Here is a 17,074-nt window from a genome sequence, read left to right as displayed (position 1 = left end):
TTCGTCTGGGGGTCGGCGACGGCGTCTTATCAGATTGAGGGGGGCGTGAGCGAGGGTGGGCGTGGCTTGTCGATCTGGGACACGTTCTCGCATACGCCGGGTAAGACGTTGAATGGGGATACGGGGGATGTGGCTGATGATCATTTCCACCGGTGGCGGGAGGATGTGGGGCATATCGCGGACCTGGGTCTGGATGCCTACCGGTTCTCGATCGCGTGGCCCAGGGTGCAGCCGGGTGGGGGTGGTGAGTTCAATGCGGAGGGGATCGGGTTCTACTCCGATCTCCTTGATGCGCTGCTGGCTGTGGGTGTCAAGCCTGTGGTCACGCTGTACCACTGGGATCTTCCGCAGGAGTTGCAGGATGCCGGTGGCTGGACGAACCGTGCGACCGCGGAGGCGTTCGCGGTCTACGCCCGCCGTATGGCCGAGGAGTTCGGTGACCGGGTGGATGTCTGGACGACGTTGAACGAGCCCTGGTGCACGGCCCTGCTGGGCTACGGCTCGGGTGTCCACGCCCCGGGGATCAGCGACCCCGTGGCCGCTCTGACCGCGATCCACCACCTGAACCTGGCCCACGGGCTGGCCGTGCGGGAGATCCGTGACGTCCTGGGCGCGGACGCGAAGGTCTCGATCACGCTGAACCTCCACGTCGTGCGGCCCGACGACCCGGCCTCGGACCTCGACCTGGACGCCAAGCGCAAGGCCGACCAGATCGCCAACGACTCCTTCCTCGGCCCGCTGCTGGAGGGCGCCTATCCCGCGGGCCTGCTCGAGCGTACGGCCGAGCTCACCGACTGGTCGTTCGTGCACGACGGGGACCTGGACCTGACCCGGCAGCCGCTGACCGTGCTCGGGGTGAACTACTACTCGACCGCTCGCGTGCGGGCGTGGTCGGGCCAGGGGCAACGGCAGCAGGCCGACGGGCACAAGGACTCCGCGGGCAACCCGTGGATCGGGGCCGAGGACGTGGAGTTCCTGCCCCAGCCGGGCCCCTGGACCGCGATGGGCTGGAACATCGAACCCGCCGGCCTGACCGACCTGCTCATGGAACTGCACGAACGCTACCCGCACCTGCCACTGATGGTCACCGAGAACGGCGCCGCGTTCGACGACGAGGTCACCCTCACCGGCGGCGTCGCCCGCGTGCACGACCCTCGCCGGGTGCAGTACCTGCACGACCACATCGAAGCACTCGCCCAGGCCCGCGACAAAGGCGCGGACGTGCGCGGCTACTTCGCCTGGTCCCTGCTGGACAACTTCGAATGGGCCTACGGATACGACCGCCGCTTCGGCATCATCCGAGTCGACTACACCACCCAGGAACGCACCTGGAAAGACTCCGCCCACTGGTACCGCCGCCTCACAACCAGCCGGACACTCCCCGCCATCACCGAAATCCACCCCGCCTGAACCGGGAGCCGTGAGGGCGGCCGGGCTCTGCCTTCCGGGGTCCGGCCGTGCGCCCGTCCAGCTCTGCCCCGGGCCACCAGGCCGCCGCCGGTGATCGGTGCGCGGCCCGCCCGGTGCGGCGCGTCGATCTCTGCCGTCGCGTAAGTGTACGTGCCGCCGTCCGACGCGGAGAGTCCTGCCTTCCGGCCTGGCCGCGCCCTGACGCCGCGATAGAGTAGGGATCCGATGAACGAGGAGGGGTCGTGGGGCTGAACCACAAGCAGATCGGCGAGGTCGCCGAACGCACCGGCCTGTCACTGCGCACCATCCGGTACTACGAGGAGGTCGGGCTGATCACGCCGTCGGCACGGTCGCAGGGCGGGTTCCGCCTGTACACCGAGTCGGACATCGCACGGCTGATGCTCGTCAAGCAGATGAAGCCGCTGGGCTTCTCGCTGGAGGAGACCCGGGACCTGCTCGATGTCGTGGACGCCCTCGACGGTGACGACACGACCACGGACGAGCGCTCCGAGCTGTTGGAGCGCCTGACCATGTTCCAGGCTGCCGCGGACGAGCGTTGCGCCAGCCTGCGCGCCCAGCTGGTGATGGCCGAGGAGTTCGCGGCCAACCTGCGGCGAGAGGCGCGCCAACGACGACGAGAGGTGAAGTCCGCCCGGTGACCACGGCCAGCCCGTACCAGTCCGAAATTCGCGCGGAGGCTGCCCGGCGGCGCAGCATCGCCGTCATCTCCCACCCCGACGCCGGCAAGTCGACCCTCACCGAAGCGCTCGCGCTGCACACCCGGGCCATCGAGACCGCCGGGGCGGTCCACGGCAAGGGCAACCGGGCCGGGGTGGTCTCGGACTGGATGGAGATGGAACGCAAGCGCGGCATCTCGATCACCTCCGCGGCCCTTCAGCTGGGCTACGGCGGCACGGTGATCAATCTGCTCGACACCCCCGGCCACGCCGACTTCTCCGAGGACACCTACCGCGTCCTGACCGCGGTGGACGCGGCGGTGATGCTGCTGGACGCCGCCAAGGGGCTGGAGCCTCAGACCCTCAAGCTGTTCGAGGTGTGCCGCCGTCGCGGCGTCCCGGTCATCACGCTGGTCAACAAATGGGACCGGCCGGGCCAGGAGGCCCTGGAACTGTGTGACGAGCTGGAGCAGCGCATCGACCTGCAACCCACTCCCCTCACCTGGCCCGTCGGCGAGGCCGGCCGGTTCCTCGGACTGCTCGACGTCGCCGGCGGCGACGTGAACACCTACGAACGCACGCCCGGCGGTGCGGCCCTCGCCGTCGAGGGCCACCTGGCACCGTCCGAGGCCCGGGAACGGTTCACGGACGACTACGCGCACGCCGTGGACAGCGCCGGTCTGCTCGACACCGTCGACCACGAGTCGTTCCTCGCGGGGCGTACCACCCCGCTGCTGTTCGGCGCGGCCCTGGCCAACATCGGCGTGCGGCAGCTCCTGGACACGATCGTCGACCTCGCACCGGCACCCGGACCGCGGCCGGACCTGCGTGGCGCGGGCGGAGAAGGCGCCGTCGTCTCCGGGGCCGACGCCACCACCGAGGTGCTCCGGACCGCACCGACTCGGCCGGTCGAAGCCCCCTTCAGCGGATTCGTGTTCAAGATGCAGGCCGGCATGGACCCGAACCACCGCGATCACGTCGCGTTCGTACGGGTGTGCTCGGGCCGGTTCGAGCGCGGCATGGTCGCCACCCACGAGCGCACCGGGCGTCCCTTCGCCACCAAGTACGCGCTCCAGGTGTTCGGCCGAGACCGCGAGACGGTCGAGGAGGCCTTCCCGGGCGACGTCGTCGGCCTGGTGAACGCCAGCAGCCTCGCCGTGGGCGACTCCCTGTACGAGCCGGGCGGTCCACCGGTCCGCTACCCGCCGATGCCCGCCTTCGCGCCCGAGCACTTCGCGGCCGCCCGCGCGAAGGACCCCAGCAAGTCCAAGCAGTTCCGGCGCGGTATCGCCCAGCTCCAGCAGGAAGGCGTGGTCCAGGTCCTGGTCAACGAGGACCGGGGCGACGCCAACCCGATCCTGGCCGCCGTCGGGCCGCTGCAGTTCGAGGTCGCGTCCTTCCGCATGGAGCACGAGTTCTCCGCGCCGATGGCCCTGGACCACCTGGACCTGTCGGTCGCCCGGCTCGTGGACGACGAGGACGTGCCGGCCGTGCGCCGGACCGCCGGGACCGAGATCGCCCGCCGCGCCGACGGCGTCCTGCTCGGGCTGTTCCGCGACGTGTGGCGGCTTCGCTCGCTGCAGCGCGAGCACGGCATCGAGCTGCGTCCGCTCGTGGCCGGTGGCGACGCCTAGCCGGAACAGATCTCGCACCTACCGGAGTGACACGTACACGTGCCCCTGCTCAGACGTCCGCGCGCCCTGACCCCCGACGGTTTCTACGGCTGGCACATCGTCGTCTTCGCGGCGATCACCCTCACGATGTCCGCCCCGGGGCAGACCGTCGGGATCTCGCTGTTCATCGATCCCCTGATCGCAGACCTGGGCATCAGCCGGTCGATGATCTCCACCTCCTACCTGATCGGCACGGTCACGGGCGCGTTCGCCCTGCCCTGGGTGGGCCGCGCCATCGACCGGTACGGCACCCGCCGCGTCCTGCTCGTGATCGGCTTCGTGTTCGGCGCCATTCTCATGGCCATGTCCCTGGTGAGCAGCATCGTCGGCCTGACCGCGGGGTTCGTCGGCGTGCGGATGGCCGGCCAGGGCGCACTGGCCCTCACCTCCACCACGGTGGTCGCGCACTGGTTCGAGAAGCGCCGGGGGCTGGCCGGAGGCCTCGCCGCGGCGTTCGGGGTGGTCGGCATGTCGTCCGCCCCGCTGCTGCTGGAAGGACTCATCGCGGACGTCGGCTGGCGTTCCGCATGGCTCATCGAGGGTGCCGCCGTCTGGGCCGTCGTGCTGCCCATCGCGCTGCTGGGCATCCGGGACCGCCCCGCGGACCTGGGCCAGGAGCCTGACGGCGCCACCCTGGCACCGGGAAGCGCTCCGCGGCCCGCAGGAGGCCTGACCCGGGCACAGGCGCTCCGCCACCCCTACTTCTGGCTCGTGACCTGCGCCCTGGCAACGTCCGCGATGCTCGGGACCGCCGTGGCCTTCCATCAGATCAGCCTGCTCACCTCCCACGGCCTGACCGCCACGGAGGCGGCCGCGAACTTCCTGCCGCAGACCGTGGCGGGCCTGGTCGCGACGCTGGCCGGCGGCTGGCTCATGGACCGCTTCGGCGGACGCCTGCTGCTCGTGTCGGCCATGGGGATGCTCGCCGGCGCGCTCGTCTGGGCGACCGTCGTGTCCCCGGGATGGTCCGCCCTCGGGTTCGGCATGGCACTCGGCGTCGCACAGAACATCGCACGGGCCGTGGAGAACACCGGCCTGCCCAACGCGTTCGGCGTCCGGCACATCGGCGCGATCCGTGGGGTCGTGTCCTCGGTCGGGGTCGCCGCCTCCGCCGTCGGCCCGCTGCTGTTCGCCGCCGTGTTCGACACGACCGGCGGCTACGGCCCGGCGCTGGTCGGCAGTGCCGTCGTCCCCGTGGGGATCGGCATCTGGGCAGCGCTCACCGCCGAACCGCACGTTCCTGCCACGCGGCACGCTCCTGTGACGACCGACACGCCCGAACACGGGGACAGCAACACTTCCCTCACGTTAGAGTAGGGTCGCCGTCGACCGGCACCCTGCCCCGTGTCCATTCCCAGGGCAGGACGCCCGTTCTGCGTCTCTGACGTCCACCCCTCACGTCAGCCCCTCTGTCCCTCGTGCGCAACGCTGCGCGCCCTCAGTCCTGACCACGACCGGACCGGGCTCGCAGCCCGTTCCGGCACGCGCCCTCGCGCGCCACCGAAAGAACGGAAGACCCGCGTGTCCCAAGAGATCCGAGAGAGCCTGCCCGACCCAGCACCGAAGCCCGTCCCCGTGACCGGCGCCCCTGAGGCGGCCGGGTCGTGGCACGACGTCGTCGCGGCCCTGCGCTCCCCGCGTGTGCTGCGCACCGAGGTCCTGGCCGGTCTGGTGGTGGCGCTGGCGTTGATCCCGGAGGCGATCGCGTTCTCGATCATCGCCGGGGTGGACCCGCGTGTGGGTCTGTTCGCGTCGTTCACGATGGCGGTCACGATCGCGTTCGTGGGCGGTCGCCCGGCCATGATCTCCGCGGCCACCGGCGCGATCGCGCTGGTCATCGCGCCCGTCGCCCGCGACCACGGCATGGACTACCTCATCGCCACGGTCATCCTGGCCGGGATCCTGCAGGTCCTGTTCGGCGTGCTGGGGGTGGCCAAGCTGATGCGGTTCATCCCGCGGTCGGTCATGGTCGGCTTCGTCAACGCCCTGGCCATCCTCATCTTCCTGTCCCAGGTCCCGCACCTGGCCGGCGTCCCCTGGGCCGTCTACCCCCTGGTGGCCGTCGGCATCGCGATCATGGTGTTCTTCCCCCGCCTCACCAAGATCGTGCCCGCGCCCCTGGTCTCCATCGTGCTGCTGACCGTCGTGGTCATCGCCGCCGGGATCGCCGTGCCGACCGTGGGCGACGAGGGCGCCCTGCCCGAATCCCTGCCGGCCCTCTTCTTCCCCGACGTGCCCCTCACCTTCGACACGCTGCGCGTCATCGCCCCGTACGCGGTGGCGATGGCGCTGGTCGGCATCCTGGAGTCCCTGCTGACCGCGAAGCTGGTCGACGACGTCACGGACACCCACTCGGACAAGACCCGCGAGGCCTGGGGGCAGGGCGTGGCGAACGTCGTGACCGGGTTCTTCGGCGGCATGGGCGGCTGCGCCATGATCGGCCAGACCATGATCAACGTGAAGGCCTCCGGCGCGCGCACCCGTATCTCCACCTTCCTGGCCGGCGTGTTCCTGCTGATCCTGGTGGTCGGCCTGGGCGACGTCGTGGCGATCATCCCCATGGCCGCGCTCGTCGCCGTCATGATCATGGTCTCGGTGGGCACGTTCGACTGGCACTCCATCCAGCCCGGCACGCTGCGTCGCATGCCCAAGTCCGAGACCGCCGTCATGCTCGTCACCGTCGTGGTCACGGTCGCCACGCACAACCTCGCCTACGGCGTCATCGCCGGCGTCCTGGTCGCCATGGTCATGTTCGCCCGGCGCGTCGCCCACTTCACCACCGTCGCCCGCCTGGACGCCACCGACGAGGACGACCAGCGGGTGTACGCGGTCCAGGGTGAGCTGTTCTTCGCGTCCTCCAACGACCTCGTCTACCAGTTCGACTACACGGGCGACCCGACCAACATCGTCATCGACCTGTCCGAAGCTCACGTGTGGGACGCCTCCAGCGTCGCCGCGCTCGACGCCGTGCGCACCAAGTACGAACGCAAGGGCAAGAACGTCACCATCATCGGCATGAACCCCGACACCACCACCCGCTACGACCGCCTCACCGGACAGCTCGGCGCCGCCCACTGAGATCGGCGGACCGCCGTCGACGACGGCTGACGTCCTGCTGCACGAAGTCGTCGCGAGCGGGAGCGGGCCGGCCTGTGGATCGGCGTGCTCTGGGTGGTGGCCGTCGAACTCCTGACACGCACGGTCCGGCCACGGCCGTTACGTTCGAGACATGGCTCTCGCACCCGACCCGGAAGAGATCTACCACCGCGCGGAGCGGGAGGGCCGGCGACGGCTGGCGATGTCGCGTCTGGAGACCGTCACCACGGGGTTCATCGCCGGCGTGACGATCGTCTTCGGCATCGTCGCCCTGGGAGTAACCGAAGCACTGGTCGAGCCTGCCCTCGGTGCCGAGATGGCAACGCTTGCCGGGGCCCTCGCCTTCGGCCTCGGGGTCGTCTTCGTCGTCGTGGGCCGCACCGAACTGTTCAGCGAGAACCTCTTCGACCCGGTCGCCGCCGCCATCTCCGAAGGCGGCCGCAAGGTCTGGGGCGTCCTCGCCCTGCTCTGGGTATGGATCCTCGCGCTCAACCTCGTCGGGGGCGCCGTCCTGCTGAGCGTGCTCCTCGTCGACGGAGCGATGCCGGGCAACTCGGAGCACGCCCTCGACGGCATCGCCCAGGAGATCGCCACCAAGCCGATTTCCGGCACGTTCGCGCGAGCAGTCCTGGCAGGAACGCTGCTCGCTCTCCTGTCGTACCTGCTCAAGGCCGTCGACACCGCCACGGCCCGCATCCTCGTGGCCTACCTGGTCGGTGTCTTCCTGGCGCTCGGACCGTTCGACCACGTCGTCGTCTCGGCGCTCCACCTGCTGTTCGGGGTATGGCACACCGGCTCCGTGACCTACACGGACCTCGCCGTCAACATCGCCGTGTCGACGGCCGGGAACCTCGTGGGCGGCCTCGGTCTGATCACGCTCACGCATACCGCGCAGGTCAAGGGCAAGTAGGGGGCTCGCGCCTCGGCGAAGCCGCCCGGCCGTCGCCGGTGGCACTGCGCGGGCGCGGTCGCCGCAGCGGGCAGCGGTGAACTCAGCCCGGGTCTCGAAGCTGTGGCCGCGGCGCCCGGAGCGAGGGTGGTGTCCCTCGCCCCGGGCGGTTCTCAGCCGACGCGCAGGACGATGGGGTTGGACTGCCAGATCTGGGTGTATCGGACGGTCTTGCCCGGGACAGGAGCCTCGATCTGCATGCCATCGCCGGCGTAGATCGCGATGTGGCCGGGTGACCAGAGGAGGTCACCCGGCTGCGCCTGGGAGAAGGGCACCTCGGTTCCCGCGTATCGCTGCTCGGAGGATGTTCGGGGAAGACTGACCCCGACCTGCGCGTACACGTACGACGTGAATCCGGAGCAGTCGAATCCCGATGGGGTCGATCCGCCCCAGACGTACGGCACGCCGAGGTACCGCATCGCCACCTCCAGCACCGCGGAACCCGCGGCGGAGGCGGGGATGTCTGCAGCGACCGCAGCAGCGGTTTCAGCCGCCGCCTCGGCCGCGGCTGCGGCCTCCGCCTCGGCGGCCGCGGCTTCTGCTTCGGCGGCAAGCTGCGCCTGATAGGCCTCGGTCTCCACGGCCGGAACCACAGCTACCGCGGCGTTCTCGACCTTGAGCTTCGTGTCGGGGGCAACGGCCACCACGGGTGCGGCGTCGACCACCTGACGGGCCTGGGTGGTCAGGGCTTGGAGGTCGATCGCGCCGAACGCACCGTTGACCGATGCGCCGGACACCGAGGTGTTGACCGACTCGGCGTTTGTCGCCGCCTGGGCAGGGGCGGCGATCAGGGACAGCAGTACGCCGGATCCGGCCGCGGCGGCCATGGCGGTGCGGTCGGCGAAGCCGGCGGCCTGCTGGGTGGCGGCTCTGGCGACGTGGGCCAGGGCGGGGCGTCGTACCGCCCGGTGACGACCGCGAACCTGCGACGTCGTGGTCGTGCTGAAATTGCGCTCCATGAATCAGGGGCCTTTCCGATCGGAGTAGAAGCATGCGCGTCCCCGTTCCGGGGCGCGCCGAAGCGGTCGACGCCCGGGTGGGGCGGCGACGGGTCGGGTGCTTCTACGTCCGGGAGATCCCCAGGGCGTGCAGGGAAGGAGCCCTCGCAGCGGCCACTCCGGAGGCCGGCCGATGGTCCAGGCGCACCAGGACGGGTGCCAGCCGAAAGGCGGTGCGTTCCGGCATGGTTGCCAAAACCGGTGGTGGCGGCGAGAGCGGAAAGGACTGCGCCGTGACGGTGTCGTGGTCGGAGCAGCCGGGAGAACCACCGCCGACGGGCGCAACGGTGTCGACATCGTCAATCGCCACGTCGTATGTGGCCTGCGCCGCACCTCTGCCGTGCGACTCAGCGGCACCATAGAGCTGTCCGACGTCGTGCGCGTGCTCGTTCGCGTGAACGTCGCACGTCAGAGCAGCGCCCACGACCGTCAGAACGAGGAGTACGAACGTCGTCACCGTCGTCACCCCGCGCCGGGAGCCGGCAAGCAGCGAGCGGGGGCGACGAGTCACGTTCATGGCAGGCCTACTATAACGGACGAGTAACGGTATACGAGCCACACGGGGCCGGAAGTGGGCGAGGTGCAGGAATTCGCATCCCTTCGCGTCAGCCATTCGGTCTGCCGACCACGAGGCCCGCTGAACGCCGCGGGCCCGAGAAGCTGCTCACCGTGGTGACAGCCCGCAGTTCAAGCCGGTACTCGACCGGGTTCGGATGCAGTGTCCTGGTGGGCGGCCGCGCATTCGCCCGGGCCGCTGGAGGTGTACGACGACGACATCGCGGCTCGCGCGATCCCGCCGACATCGGTACTTTCAGTCTTGGAACTTCCAAACCTGGAAGTTTCAAGAGAGGAAGGCCTAGAGCACCATGGCGTTCGTCGGTCGCACCCGAGAGCTCGCAGCGCTGCAAAAGCACCTGGACAAGGTCCTGCGCGGTACGCGTCTGGACCGTGGCACCGCAGTGATGATTCGCGGCCGAAGGCGCGTCGGCAAGTCCCGTCTCGCCGGCGAGTTCGTGCGACGAGCCGCACTCCCGTACGTCCACTTCCAGGCATCGCGCAACACTCCGCCGCTCGAGGACCTGCAGCATCTCCGCGACGCAGTCGTCGACTCCTCCCTCCCGGGCTCGGCCAGTGCACACGGCATCCAACCCACGACCCTGTCGGCAGCACTCCAGGTACTCGCACTCGCCCTCCCGGACGACTCACCATCGATCGTCGTGATCGACGAACTCCCCTGGCTGCTCGAAGGCTTCGCGGGCGGCGCCGGGGAACTGCAGCGCGCATGGGACCTCACCCTGTCACGCAAGCCGGTCCTCCTCCTGCTGCTCGGCAGCGACCTGTCCATGATGGAAAGTCTCACCCGGCACGATCAGCCATTCCACGGCCGCGCCGCCGAGATGGTGCTGCGCGCCCTCAACCCACGCGACGTCGCAGAACTCACCGGAACCTCGGGGATGGACGCCTTCGACGCACACCTGATCACCGGCGGTCAACCCCTCGTCGCGGAAGCATGGGAACACGGGATGACCCTCGATGACTTCCTGCGTGCCGCGGTCGACGACTCGTCCACCGCGCTGGTAGTCAATGGCCTACGTATCCTCGAATCAGAATTCAGCGAGACGTCCCTGGCCAGACGAGTACTCACCGCCATCGGAGGCCGGGGCGAGAGGACGTTTTCAGCAGTACAGCAGGCAGCCACAAGCCTCGATCCGATTCCTGCCACATCCCTGTCCCGCACCCTGCACATGCTCAGAGCCAAGCGGGTCGTCGCCTTCGACGAGCCGCTCTCGATGAAGAAGGCACCCAAGGACCGCCGCTATCGCATCGACGACCCGGCTCTGCGGTTCTGGCTCGCCTTCGTCGAACCGCACCTCAACGAGATCGACGCCGGGCGCGGTGACATCGCACATGCACGAGTGCTCAGCGGCTACCCGGCCTGGAGAGGACGCGCTGTCGAGCCCGTCGTGCGGGAGGCAGTCTGGCGGCTGGCACCGAGCACCCCCTGGCCGGACGTCAAGGTCGTCGGCAACTGGTGGCCACGCACGAACCGCCCGGAGGTCGACCTTGTCGGCGCCGACGACCGTCCGGCGCACAGCATCAGCTTCACCGGCACGATCAAGTGGCGAGCGGACAAGCCGCTCACCTCGCGAGATGCTGGACAACTGCTTGCCGATAGCAGGTCCGTCCCAGGTGCAACGGAGAACACTGCCGCCGTGGGAGTGTGTCCTGCCGGTGCAGACGACGACGCCAACTTCGACCTCGCCTGGACAGCCGACGACCTGCTGACCGCATGGCGATGACACCACGACGAGCGGAGTGATCCAGACGTTCGAGACAACGTCGTGGTTCCCCCTCAGGAAGAACGAGTCGACGTCACAGGCCGAGGTCACGGCTGGTGGTGTTGGCAAGCGCGTCGATGGGGCGGATGTAGTACTGCACCAGAACCGAGGTGCTGCGGTGCCGAGTCTGGGCGGCGATCCTGTCGACCGAAGCCCCGGCCTGCGCAGCGGTAGTGGCGTGGCCCGCCCGCAACGAGTGGGCGGAGATGTGTTTCCCGGCGATGCCGGCTTACCGGGCGCGGCTGGCAACCACGCGGCAGATCGTCTTGCCGTCGACCGGGTGGGCGGTCACGACGCCGCCGGCTCGCACGGGTGAACAACCCGCCCGGGTCGGTGCCGCGAACCTTCAGCCACAACAGCACGGCGCCGACCCGACAGGTGTCCGCCTGTTCGCCGGTCGCCACCGCGACGACCTGCCCCTCGCCGCCGGAGTTGGTCTTGGAACGCCGCACCGTCACGAGCACGCCGCCTGGCTTGAACTCGAGGTCGGCCAGGGTCAGTGCGGCCAGCTCCGAGCGGCGCAGCGCCCCGGCGAAGCCGAGCAAGATCACCGCGCGATCACGGGCACCGAACGCGGCGCCCGTGTCGATCCGGGCGACGATCGCACGGATGTCCTCGGTCAGCAGGGGCCGGCCGCCTGATCGGGGCCGGACGGGCAGTGTCCGTTAAAGACAGTTTCTGGACAGTAGATCAAGTCCTCAGACTCCAAAGACCGCGGAAACCTTGAGTTTCCGCGGCCCGTGAGTCGGGGTGACAGGATTTGAACCTGCGACCCTCTGCTCCCAAAGCAGATGCGCTACCAAGCTGCGCCACACCCCGTACAGCCCCGCCGTGGCCGGGCGAGAGCAAGTGTAGTGCCACTGGTCAGGATCACGAGGACGCCGAGCCGCCGGGACCGTCCTTCGACGGAAGTCCGAACACTCTGACCGGTCGTCCGGGTCGAGGCCGCACGAGCCCGCCGAGGTTTGCTATCGTGAGCCCGCGGTTCGACGACGGACGGTGCGCTCGGAGGGGTTGCCCCAACCATGGCACATACCGTCGTCAGGACCGATGCGGGCGTAGCTCAATGGTAGAGCCTCAGTCTTCCAAACTGATTACGCGGGTTCGATTCCCGTCGCCCGCTCACGATGCGGACGGGCAGGTCAGAGGCTATTTCTGACCTGCCCGTCGCGTGCTCCGCGGGGCTTGGAACCTCTTCTCCGTGCCCGTATATGCCCTAAGTCTGTGACGGCTGGGGCAGGAGCAGGAGCACGACGATGTCCGACTCCCCCGCAATCGCGCCCGCTCGCCACGGCGCCGCGTCCACGCCTGGAGACGTGAGAGCGCCACGACGAACCCGGCGTGCCGCGTACGGCAACATCCGGGAGACGCGGCCGGGCCGCTTCCAGGCCCGGTACACCGGCCCGGACAAGAAGCGCCGACCGGTCGGGACGTTCGACACTTACGACGCCGCGGCCGCTGCCCTGGCCAAGGTCCTCGCCGACGTCCACCGCGGCACCTACCGAGAACCAGAGACCGGCGAGATCGCCCTGGGCGAGTACGCGCCACGCTGGCTCGCGATCCGCGAGCTCAAGGACACCACCCGCAGCAGGTACGACGACCTGCTGCGCCGATGGATCCCCACCCCCCTGGACGTGCCCGGCACCGGACGCCAGAGCGACCTGAGCACCTACCCGCCCCGCTCGATCTCGCACGGCGTCGTCAGCGAGTGGTACGCGGCGCTGAAGGTGGCCACGGCCAAGTCCGCCGACGAATGGCTCGCCGGGGGATTCGGACCGTCCGAGGCGCAGCACGTGCGCGCGTGGGCACGGCAGAACGGCCGCCCGGTGAAGGAGTCAGGCCGCATGCCCGCCGCGCTCTGGGAGGCGTGGCGCGCCGCCGGTTCTCCCCCGGCCGCTGAGGCTCCCGAGAAGTCGGCGGCGGTGACGGGACGCACCCAGGCCGCCCGCGCCTACGCACTGCTCCGCACGCTCTGCGGCGACGCCGTACGCGACCGGCTCCTGGACGCCAACCCGTGCGCGATCCGAGGCGCCGGCAAGACCAGCCCCGCTGAGCGCGTCATCCCCGCGGGCAGCGTCGTCGACATGATCGCCGCCGCCTGCCGAGGTGGCTCGGAGCGCTATCGCGCGGTCGTGATCGTCTCGGCGTGGTTTGGGCTGCGGGCTGGTGAGCTGTTCGCCCTCCGCCGGCAAGACGTGGAGCGCACGCGCTCGGGAGGCGTTCGGCTGCGAGTCCGTCAGGCGCTGGTGGACGTCACCGGGAAGCCGCTGGCGTTCGGCCCGCCGAAGTCCGACGCCGGAAAGCGCCCCGTGCACCTGCCACCCGCCGCCGGCCGAGCGCTCCTCAAGCACCTCGACCAGTTCACCGGCCCCAGCCCGCACGCCCTGGTCTTCACGACCAGCACCGGCCGCCCTCTCCGGGCGTCGCAGCGCACCCAGATGTTCTCCCGCGCCAAGGCGCGCGCGGGTATGCCGGCCGAGATCCGGTGGCACGACCTGCGTCACCTCGCCGCGACCCGTGCCGCCGAGGCCGGCGCGACGCTGGCCGAGCTGATGAAGCGGATCGGACACTCCACCGTTGCCGCTGCCATGGTCTACCAGCACGCGACCGACACCGGCGACGCCCGACTCGCCGAGCGCATGGCGGCACTGGACGAGGCGCACCGGGGCGGGAACGTCATCGCGTTCCCGGCCTGACGACGGCGCGCCTCGCCCGGGCGGGCTCAGGACGCCCGCCCGGGCGAGGCTCACCCACCTGAGTCGTGTACGGACGTCGTCACGAATCGGGAGACGAGCCATGAGCGCTGCCACCTCTTCGGCCTCACAAGCATCCGATCCTCTCCTCGACACCGCCCAGGCAGCACGAGTGCTCGGTGTCTCCCGCTGGTGGTTCGGAGAGCTCGTGCGCCGCGGCCAAGTCGGTCCCTGCGCTCGCATCGGCAACAGGATCCGCGTCCGTCTCTCGATCCTCGAGGCATACCTGCAACGTCTCCACGGCGACCCCGATGACCCCTACATGACGTACGCCGACATCGCCGACTACCTCGGCATCTCGACCTGGACCGCAGGGGAACTGGTTCGCCACGGGGAGATCCCGGGCCGGCGCGTCGGACGCCGAGTGCTCGTGACACGGTCCGCCGTCGATCAGTACGTCGAGCATCACCTCGAGTGAGGAGCATCTGTCAGTGCTGTCAGCCGGCGCGCATGTCCGACAGCGACGCTAGGTTCTGCGACATGGCAGCTTGGGGCAGAGGACACGCCGCGATGGACGCGGTAGACCGCCTGGTTGACGGCGAGCACTCGTTCGACGCCCTCGTCGAGATGTTCGAAGACGATTACATCGGGCACGATGCCCGGCGTGGAAGCGCTCATTGCTGATCGAGGCGACGCTCGCGGCTCGTGGTCTGCGCGGGCTGCCTGAGGCCGAAGGGGTCACGGTCGAGTCGATCACTGCGGTGCTCGACGACGAGCGTGCGGCCTGGCTGGTCGAGCATGCCCCGCGAGTTCTCGCGCTTGGTTCCGAGGAATTCGAGCTCTGGTCCCTGTCGGACGGCTTCGACGAGTGGGTCGGTGCAGCGACGAAGTCTGTTGCCGAGCTCCGGAACGCGCTCACGACGATCGAGGGCAAGGGCTCCTTGCTCTGAACGCGACGCCGCGGTCCCGGCTGTTTGAAGCGGCCGCTGACGGCCCCGCAGCACCAGCGGCGCCCTACTCCACGGTACGTCGGCCTGCGCCCGACCTACCAGATCAGCGTGGGGGATGCGCTTCGGACAAATCGTTCGCTGTGACAGGATGCTCCCCATGACGAGCACCATGAAGGGACATGCCGCGTAGGCATCCCGACCGGCAGCGAGCAGCTGCACGACGACACCCGTACCGCACGGAGTACATCAAGGACGGCCGCCTATCGGGCTCGGCCCACGCCGCCATCGGCCTCCTGGAGGCTTGGTCCGGCCAGATCCACGGCGCGCTGCTGAATTGGGAACGCGAGGCGCGCACCCGCAACCCGTGGAGCAGACACTCCTATGGCTGCGGTATCCGCGAATGTTGCGGCAGCCCGATCGACGACCGTGACCTCCTCGAACTCACGATCCACCGCTTACCACGCCGCTCTGCTCAGGAGCTCCGTGCCCTCGTCCACTCGATGGACGAGCGGATCATGGCGAAGTTCCCCGTGCAGTTGGACCACTACCACCGGTGGTGGCATGCGGATTTCCCGTGGAACTACGACTGACTCGGCGGACTGCCATGGTCTGACCGGCTGAGTGTCGGTGGCCCGTGCCATGCTCTGGGCCATGTCGCAGCAGGAAGTTTCTCTGAGTCCCGAGGTGGCGGCCGTCCTGGCCGGCGTCGACGCGTTCGACTGGACTGCCGTCTCGCATGCCTATGGCGATGCGAGCGACATGCCCAGCATGCTGCGGGCCCTTGTGGTCGATGCGGGTGCCGATTCCGAATCCGACTCGGAGAGTGTGAGCGAACTGTGGGGCGCGATCGTGCACCAGGGCACCGTGTACTCGGCCAGCACCGCCGCGGTTCCGTTCATGGCGCGTCTCGCGGCGGCCGGTGCCGCGACAAGGGAGTGCCTGTGGCTTCTGGGGTGGATGGCCGCCAGCGACGACACCGCCCCCGGCGCGGAAGACGACATACGCAACGCGGTGCGCGCCCACGCCGACATCCTCGGGCCGCTCACCTGCCACGACGACGGCGAAATCCGCAAGGCCACCGTGCACGCCCTCGGGCAGACCAGGTCAACCGACCTGCTCCCCGCCCTGCGGGCGGCCCGCGACGACGACAAGGACCCGCTGGTCCGCGCCGAGGCCGTGATCGCGATGTTGCGCTGCGGTACACCGGATGCGGCCGGGGTGATCGGCGGCGCGTACACCGATCCCGCACCCGCTGTGCGACTGGCCGGGGTGTTCGCGTCGTTCGACGCCGGACGGCCATGGACCAGCGAGACCAGAGAGGCGCTGCTGTCGGTACCGGACCCGGACTCGATCGCCGGCCAGCTTCTGGACGACCGGTACGAGGCACTCGCGTGGGTGGTCGAGCGGCTGTGCGACTCCGGCCACGGCGAGGCGGCCGCCGGCCTGCTCATCGAGGCCGCGGATCGCGAGCACGCCGATCTGACGTCGGTGCTGTACGCGGCGACCATCGCCTGCGAGCGATCCCGCGCGGCGACCGAGCTGCTCCGCCCGTTCGCGGCCAAGTACGTCGAGGCCGAGGGCGCGAGGATGCTCGCCCAGACGCTCGGCCTGACTCCTGGCCCGGAGCCGTTAGCTCTTCCCGTGCAGGCAAGTCCGGATCAGCTCTTGGGCGACGACGCCAGCCTCGACGTCGAGGAGATGCGTTCCCGGCTCGCGGTTCCGCTGCCGGAGTATGCCCGGCTCACCGCCCCCGTTATCGATAAGAAGCTCGCTCTCGCCGCAGCGGTGTGGGAACGAACCGGCGATCCCGCGCCCGTGGTGGCGGCCGTGACCGAGGTGACCGACCGGCTTACCGGCCACGAAGGATTCCTGTGGGGATACCAGCGGGCGAATGCCGCCCGCACGGCCGCACGACTCGGTGCCGAGGCCGCCGCCCTGGATCCCGTCCTGCACGCGCTCCTGGAGGACCCCATCGCGCTGGCTGCGGCCGCGACCGCGCTGGCCCGCGCCGGCTGCGACCTCGATGTCGACCATGTCGCCGACCATCTCGCAGCACAGGCTGGCCAATACCGCGATGACGACACCATCACCGCTCTGGCCACGCTCGCGCCCCTCATGTCCCCCAGTGCCCTCAAGCGATGGCACGACGTCATCAAACGCGACGCCCGCTTCGTCACCGGCGGACAGCTCGGCACCTTCGTCGCCGCGGACGAACAGTTCCGTGACGCCTTGCGCACGGCCCTGGCAGGCGCAAGCGCATGAAGTTCCGGGCCGTCCTCATGACCACGA

At 69.6% G+C, this 17,074-nt stretch carries 15 protein-coding genes and 2 tRNA genes; 13 read left to right on the top strand and 4 right to left on the bottom strand.

All coding sequences use genetic code 11. The features are described 5' to 3' along the window. The 6 genes from J0911_RS08845 to J0911_RS08820 form a co-directional block, all read left to right on the top strand. Positions 1–1,410, top strand: a 1,410-nt coding sequence (locus J0911_RS08845; protein WP_207275087.1) for a GH1 family beta-glucosidase, incomplete at its 5' end; no start/stop codon positions are given. Positions 1,411–1,652: 242 nt separating this feature from the next. Then, on the top strand, positions 1,653–2,069 hold the full coding sequence (locus tag J0911_RS08840; protein ID WP_207275086.1) for a MerR family transcriptional regulator: 417 nt from the start codon (positions 1,653–1,655) through the stop codon (positions 2,067–2,069). Continuing rightward, positions 2,066–3,721: a peptide chain release factor 3 gene (locus J0911_RS08835; protein ID WP_307864990.1), complete on the top strand. Its 1,656-nt coding sequence runs from the start codon at positions 2,066–2,068 to the stop codon at positions 3,719–3,721. Before J0911_RS08840 ends, J0911_RS08835 begins: the two co-directional genes overlap by 4 nt. 39 nt (positions 3,722–3,760) lie before the next feature. Then, positions 3,761–5,077 carry an MFS transporter gene (locus J0911_RS08830; RefSeq protein ID WP_207275085.1) on the top strand — a complete coding sequence of 439 codons (1,317 nt, stop codon included), beginning with the start codon at positions 3,761–3,763 and terminating at the stop codon, positions 5,075–5,077. A 258-nt stretch (positions 5,078–5,335) separates the two neighbouring features. Continuing rightward, positions 5,336–6,838, top strand: coding sequence for a SulP family inorganic anion transporter (locus J0911_RS08825; RefSeq protein ID WP_307864991.1), 1,503 nt, complete (start codon positions 5,336–5,338; stop codon positions 6,836–6,838). A gap of 151 nt (positions 6,839–6,989) precedes the next feature. Next, positions 6,990–7,766 (top strand): formate/nitrite transporter family protein, encoded by a 777-nt coding sequence (locus J0911_RS08820; protein WP_207275083.1) that lies wholly within the window; start codon positions 6,990–6,992, stop codon positions 7,764–7,766. Positions 7,767–7,918: 152 nt separating this feature from the next. Here the strand turns inward: J0911_RS08820 and J0911_RS08815 are convergent, their stop codons facing one another. After that, positions 7,919–8,764 (bottom strand): C40 family peptidase, encoded by an 846-nt coding sequence (locus J0911_RS08815; RefSeq protein ID WP_207275082.1) that lies wholly within the window; start codon positions 8,762–8,764, stop codon positions 7,919–7,921. Positions 8,765–8,867: 103 nt separating this feature from the next. Further along, entirely contained in the window at positions 8,868–9,260 is a 393-nt protein-coding gene (locus J0911_RS08810; RefSeq protein ID WP_207275081.1) for a hypothetical protein, read from the bottom strand. A gap of 409 nt (positions 9,261–9,669) precedes the next feature. On the opposite strand from J0911_RS08810, the gene J0911_RS08805 reads away from it, so the two are divergent. After that, positions 9,670–11,103 carry an ATP-binding protein gene (locus J0911_RS08805; RefSeq protein WP_207275080.1) on the top strand — a complete coding sequence of 478 codons (1,434 nt, stop codon included), beginning with the start codon at positions 9,670–9,672 and terminating at the stop codon, positions 11,101–11,103. An 86-nt stretch (positions 11,104–11,189) separates the two neighbouring features. Here the strand turns inward: J0911_RS08805 and J0911_RS21280 are convergent, their stop codons facing one another. Further along, on the bottom strand, positions 11,190–11,732 hold the full coding sequence (locus J0911_RS21280) for a site-specific integrase (protein ID WP_372434856.1): 543 nt from the start codon (positions 11,730–11,732) through the stop codon (positions 11,190–11,192). A gap of 155 nt (positions 11,733–11,887) precedes the next feature. Beyond that, positions 11,888–11,961: transfer RNA gene (locus J0911_RS08795), tRNA-Pro, on the bottom strand. Positions 11,962–12,194: 233 nt separating this feature from the next. On the opposite strand from J0911_RS08795, the gene J0911_RS08790 reads away from it, so the two are divergent. The 6 genes from J0911_RS08790 to J0911_RS08765 all read left to right on the top strand — a co-directional run bounded on the left by J0911_RS08790 (position 12,195) and on the right by J0911_RS08765 (position 17,047). After that, a tRNA-Gly gene (locus J0911_RS08790) sits at positions 12,195–12,265 on the top strand. 133 nt (positions 12,266–12,398) lie between these two features. Then, the gene (locus tag J0911_RS08785) at positions 12,399–13,838 is read left to right on the top strand and encodes a tyrosine-type recombinase/integrase (protein ID WP_207275078.1); all 1,440 of its coding nucleotides are present in this window, start codon (positions 12,399–12,401) and stop codon (positions 13,836–13,838) included. 100 nt (positions 13,839–13,938) lie between these two features. After that, positions 13,939–14,313 carry a helix-turn-helix domain-containing protein gene (locus J0911_RS08780; RefSeq protein ID WP_207275077.1) on the top strand — a complete coding sequence of 125 codons (375 nt, stop codon included), beginning with the start codon at positions 13,939–13,941 and terminating at the stop codon, positions 14,311–14,313. A 199-nt stretch (positions 14,314–14,512) separates the two neighbouring features. Then, the gene (locus J0911_RS08775) at positions 14,513–14,785 is read left to right on the top strand and encodes a hypothetical protein (protein WP_207275076.1); all 273 of its coding nucleotides are present in this window, start codon (positions 14,513–14,515) and stop codon (positions 14,783–14,785) included. A gap of 179 nt (positions 14,786–14,964) precedes the next feature. Further along, on the top strand, positions 14,965–15,375 hold the full coding sequence (locus J0911_RS08770; protein WP_207275075.1) for a hypothetical protein: 411 nt from the start codon (positions 14,965–14,967) through the stop codon (positions 15,373–15,375). A gap of 61 nt (positions 15,376–15,436) precedes the next feature. Continuing rightward, the gene (locus J0911_RS08765; protein WP_207275074.1) at positions 15,437–17,047 is read left to right on the top strand and encodes a HEAT repeat domain-containing protein; all 1,611 of its coding nucleotides are present in this window, start codon (positions 15,437–15,439) and stop codon (positions 17,045–17,047) included. Positions 17,048–17,074 lie beyond the last annotated feature (27 nt).

Origin of the sequence: Myceligenerans salitolerans, assembly GCF_017349295.1 — a bacterium.
GTDB classification, from domain to species: Bacteria; Actinomycetota; Actinomycetes; order Actinomycetales; family Cellulomonadaceae; genus Myceligenerans; species Myceligenerans salitolerans.
This window is presented reverse-complemented; position numbering and strand designations above follow the sequence as displayed.

Bases quoted from the DNA above. Each gene is read 5' to 3' on its own strand.
- J0911_RS08770 (WP_207275075.1), top strand. From the start codon at position 14,965: ATGCCGCGTAGGCATCCCGACCGGCAGCGAGCAGCTGCACGACGACAC.
- J0911_RS08805 (WP_207275080.1), top strand. From the start codon at position 9,670: ATGGCGTTCGTCGGTCGCACCCGAGAGCTCGCAGCGCTGCAAAAGCAC.
- J0911_RS08780 (WP_207275077.1), top strand. From the start codon at position 13,939: ATGAGCGCTGCCACCTCTTCGGCCTCACAAGCATCCGATCCTCTCCTC.
- J0911_RS08820 (WP_207275083.1), top strand. From the start codon at position 6,990: ATGGCTCTCGCACCCGACCCGGAAGAGATCTACCACCGCGCGGAGCGG.
- J0911_RS08765 (WP_207275074.1), top strand. From the start codon at position 15,437: ATGTCGCAGCAGGAAGTTTCTCTGAGTCCCGAGGTGGCGGCCGTCCTG.
- J0911_RS08785 (WP_207275078.1), top strand. From the start codon at position 12,399: ATGTCCGACTCCCCCGCAATCGCGCCCGCTCGCCACGGCGCCGCGTCC.
- J0911_RS08815 (WP_207275082.1), bottom strand. From the start codon at position 8,764: ATGGAGCGCAATTTCAGCACGACCACGACGTCGCAGGTTCGCGGTCGT.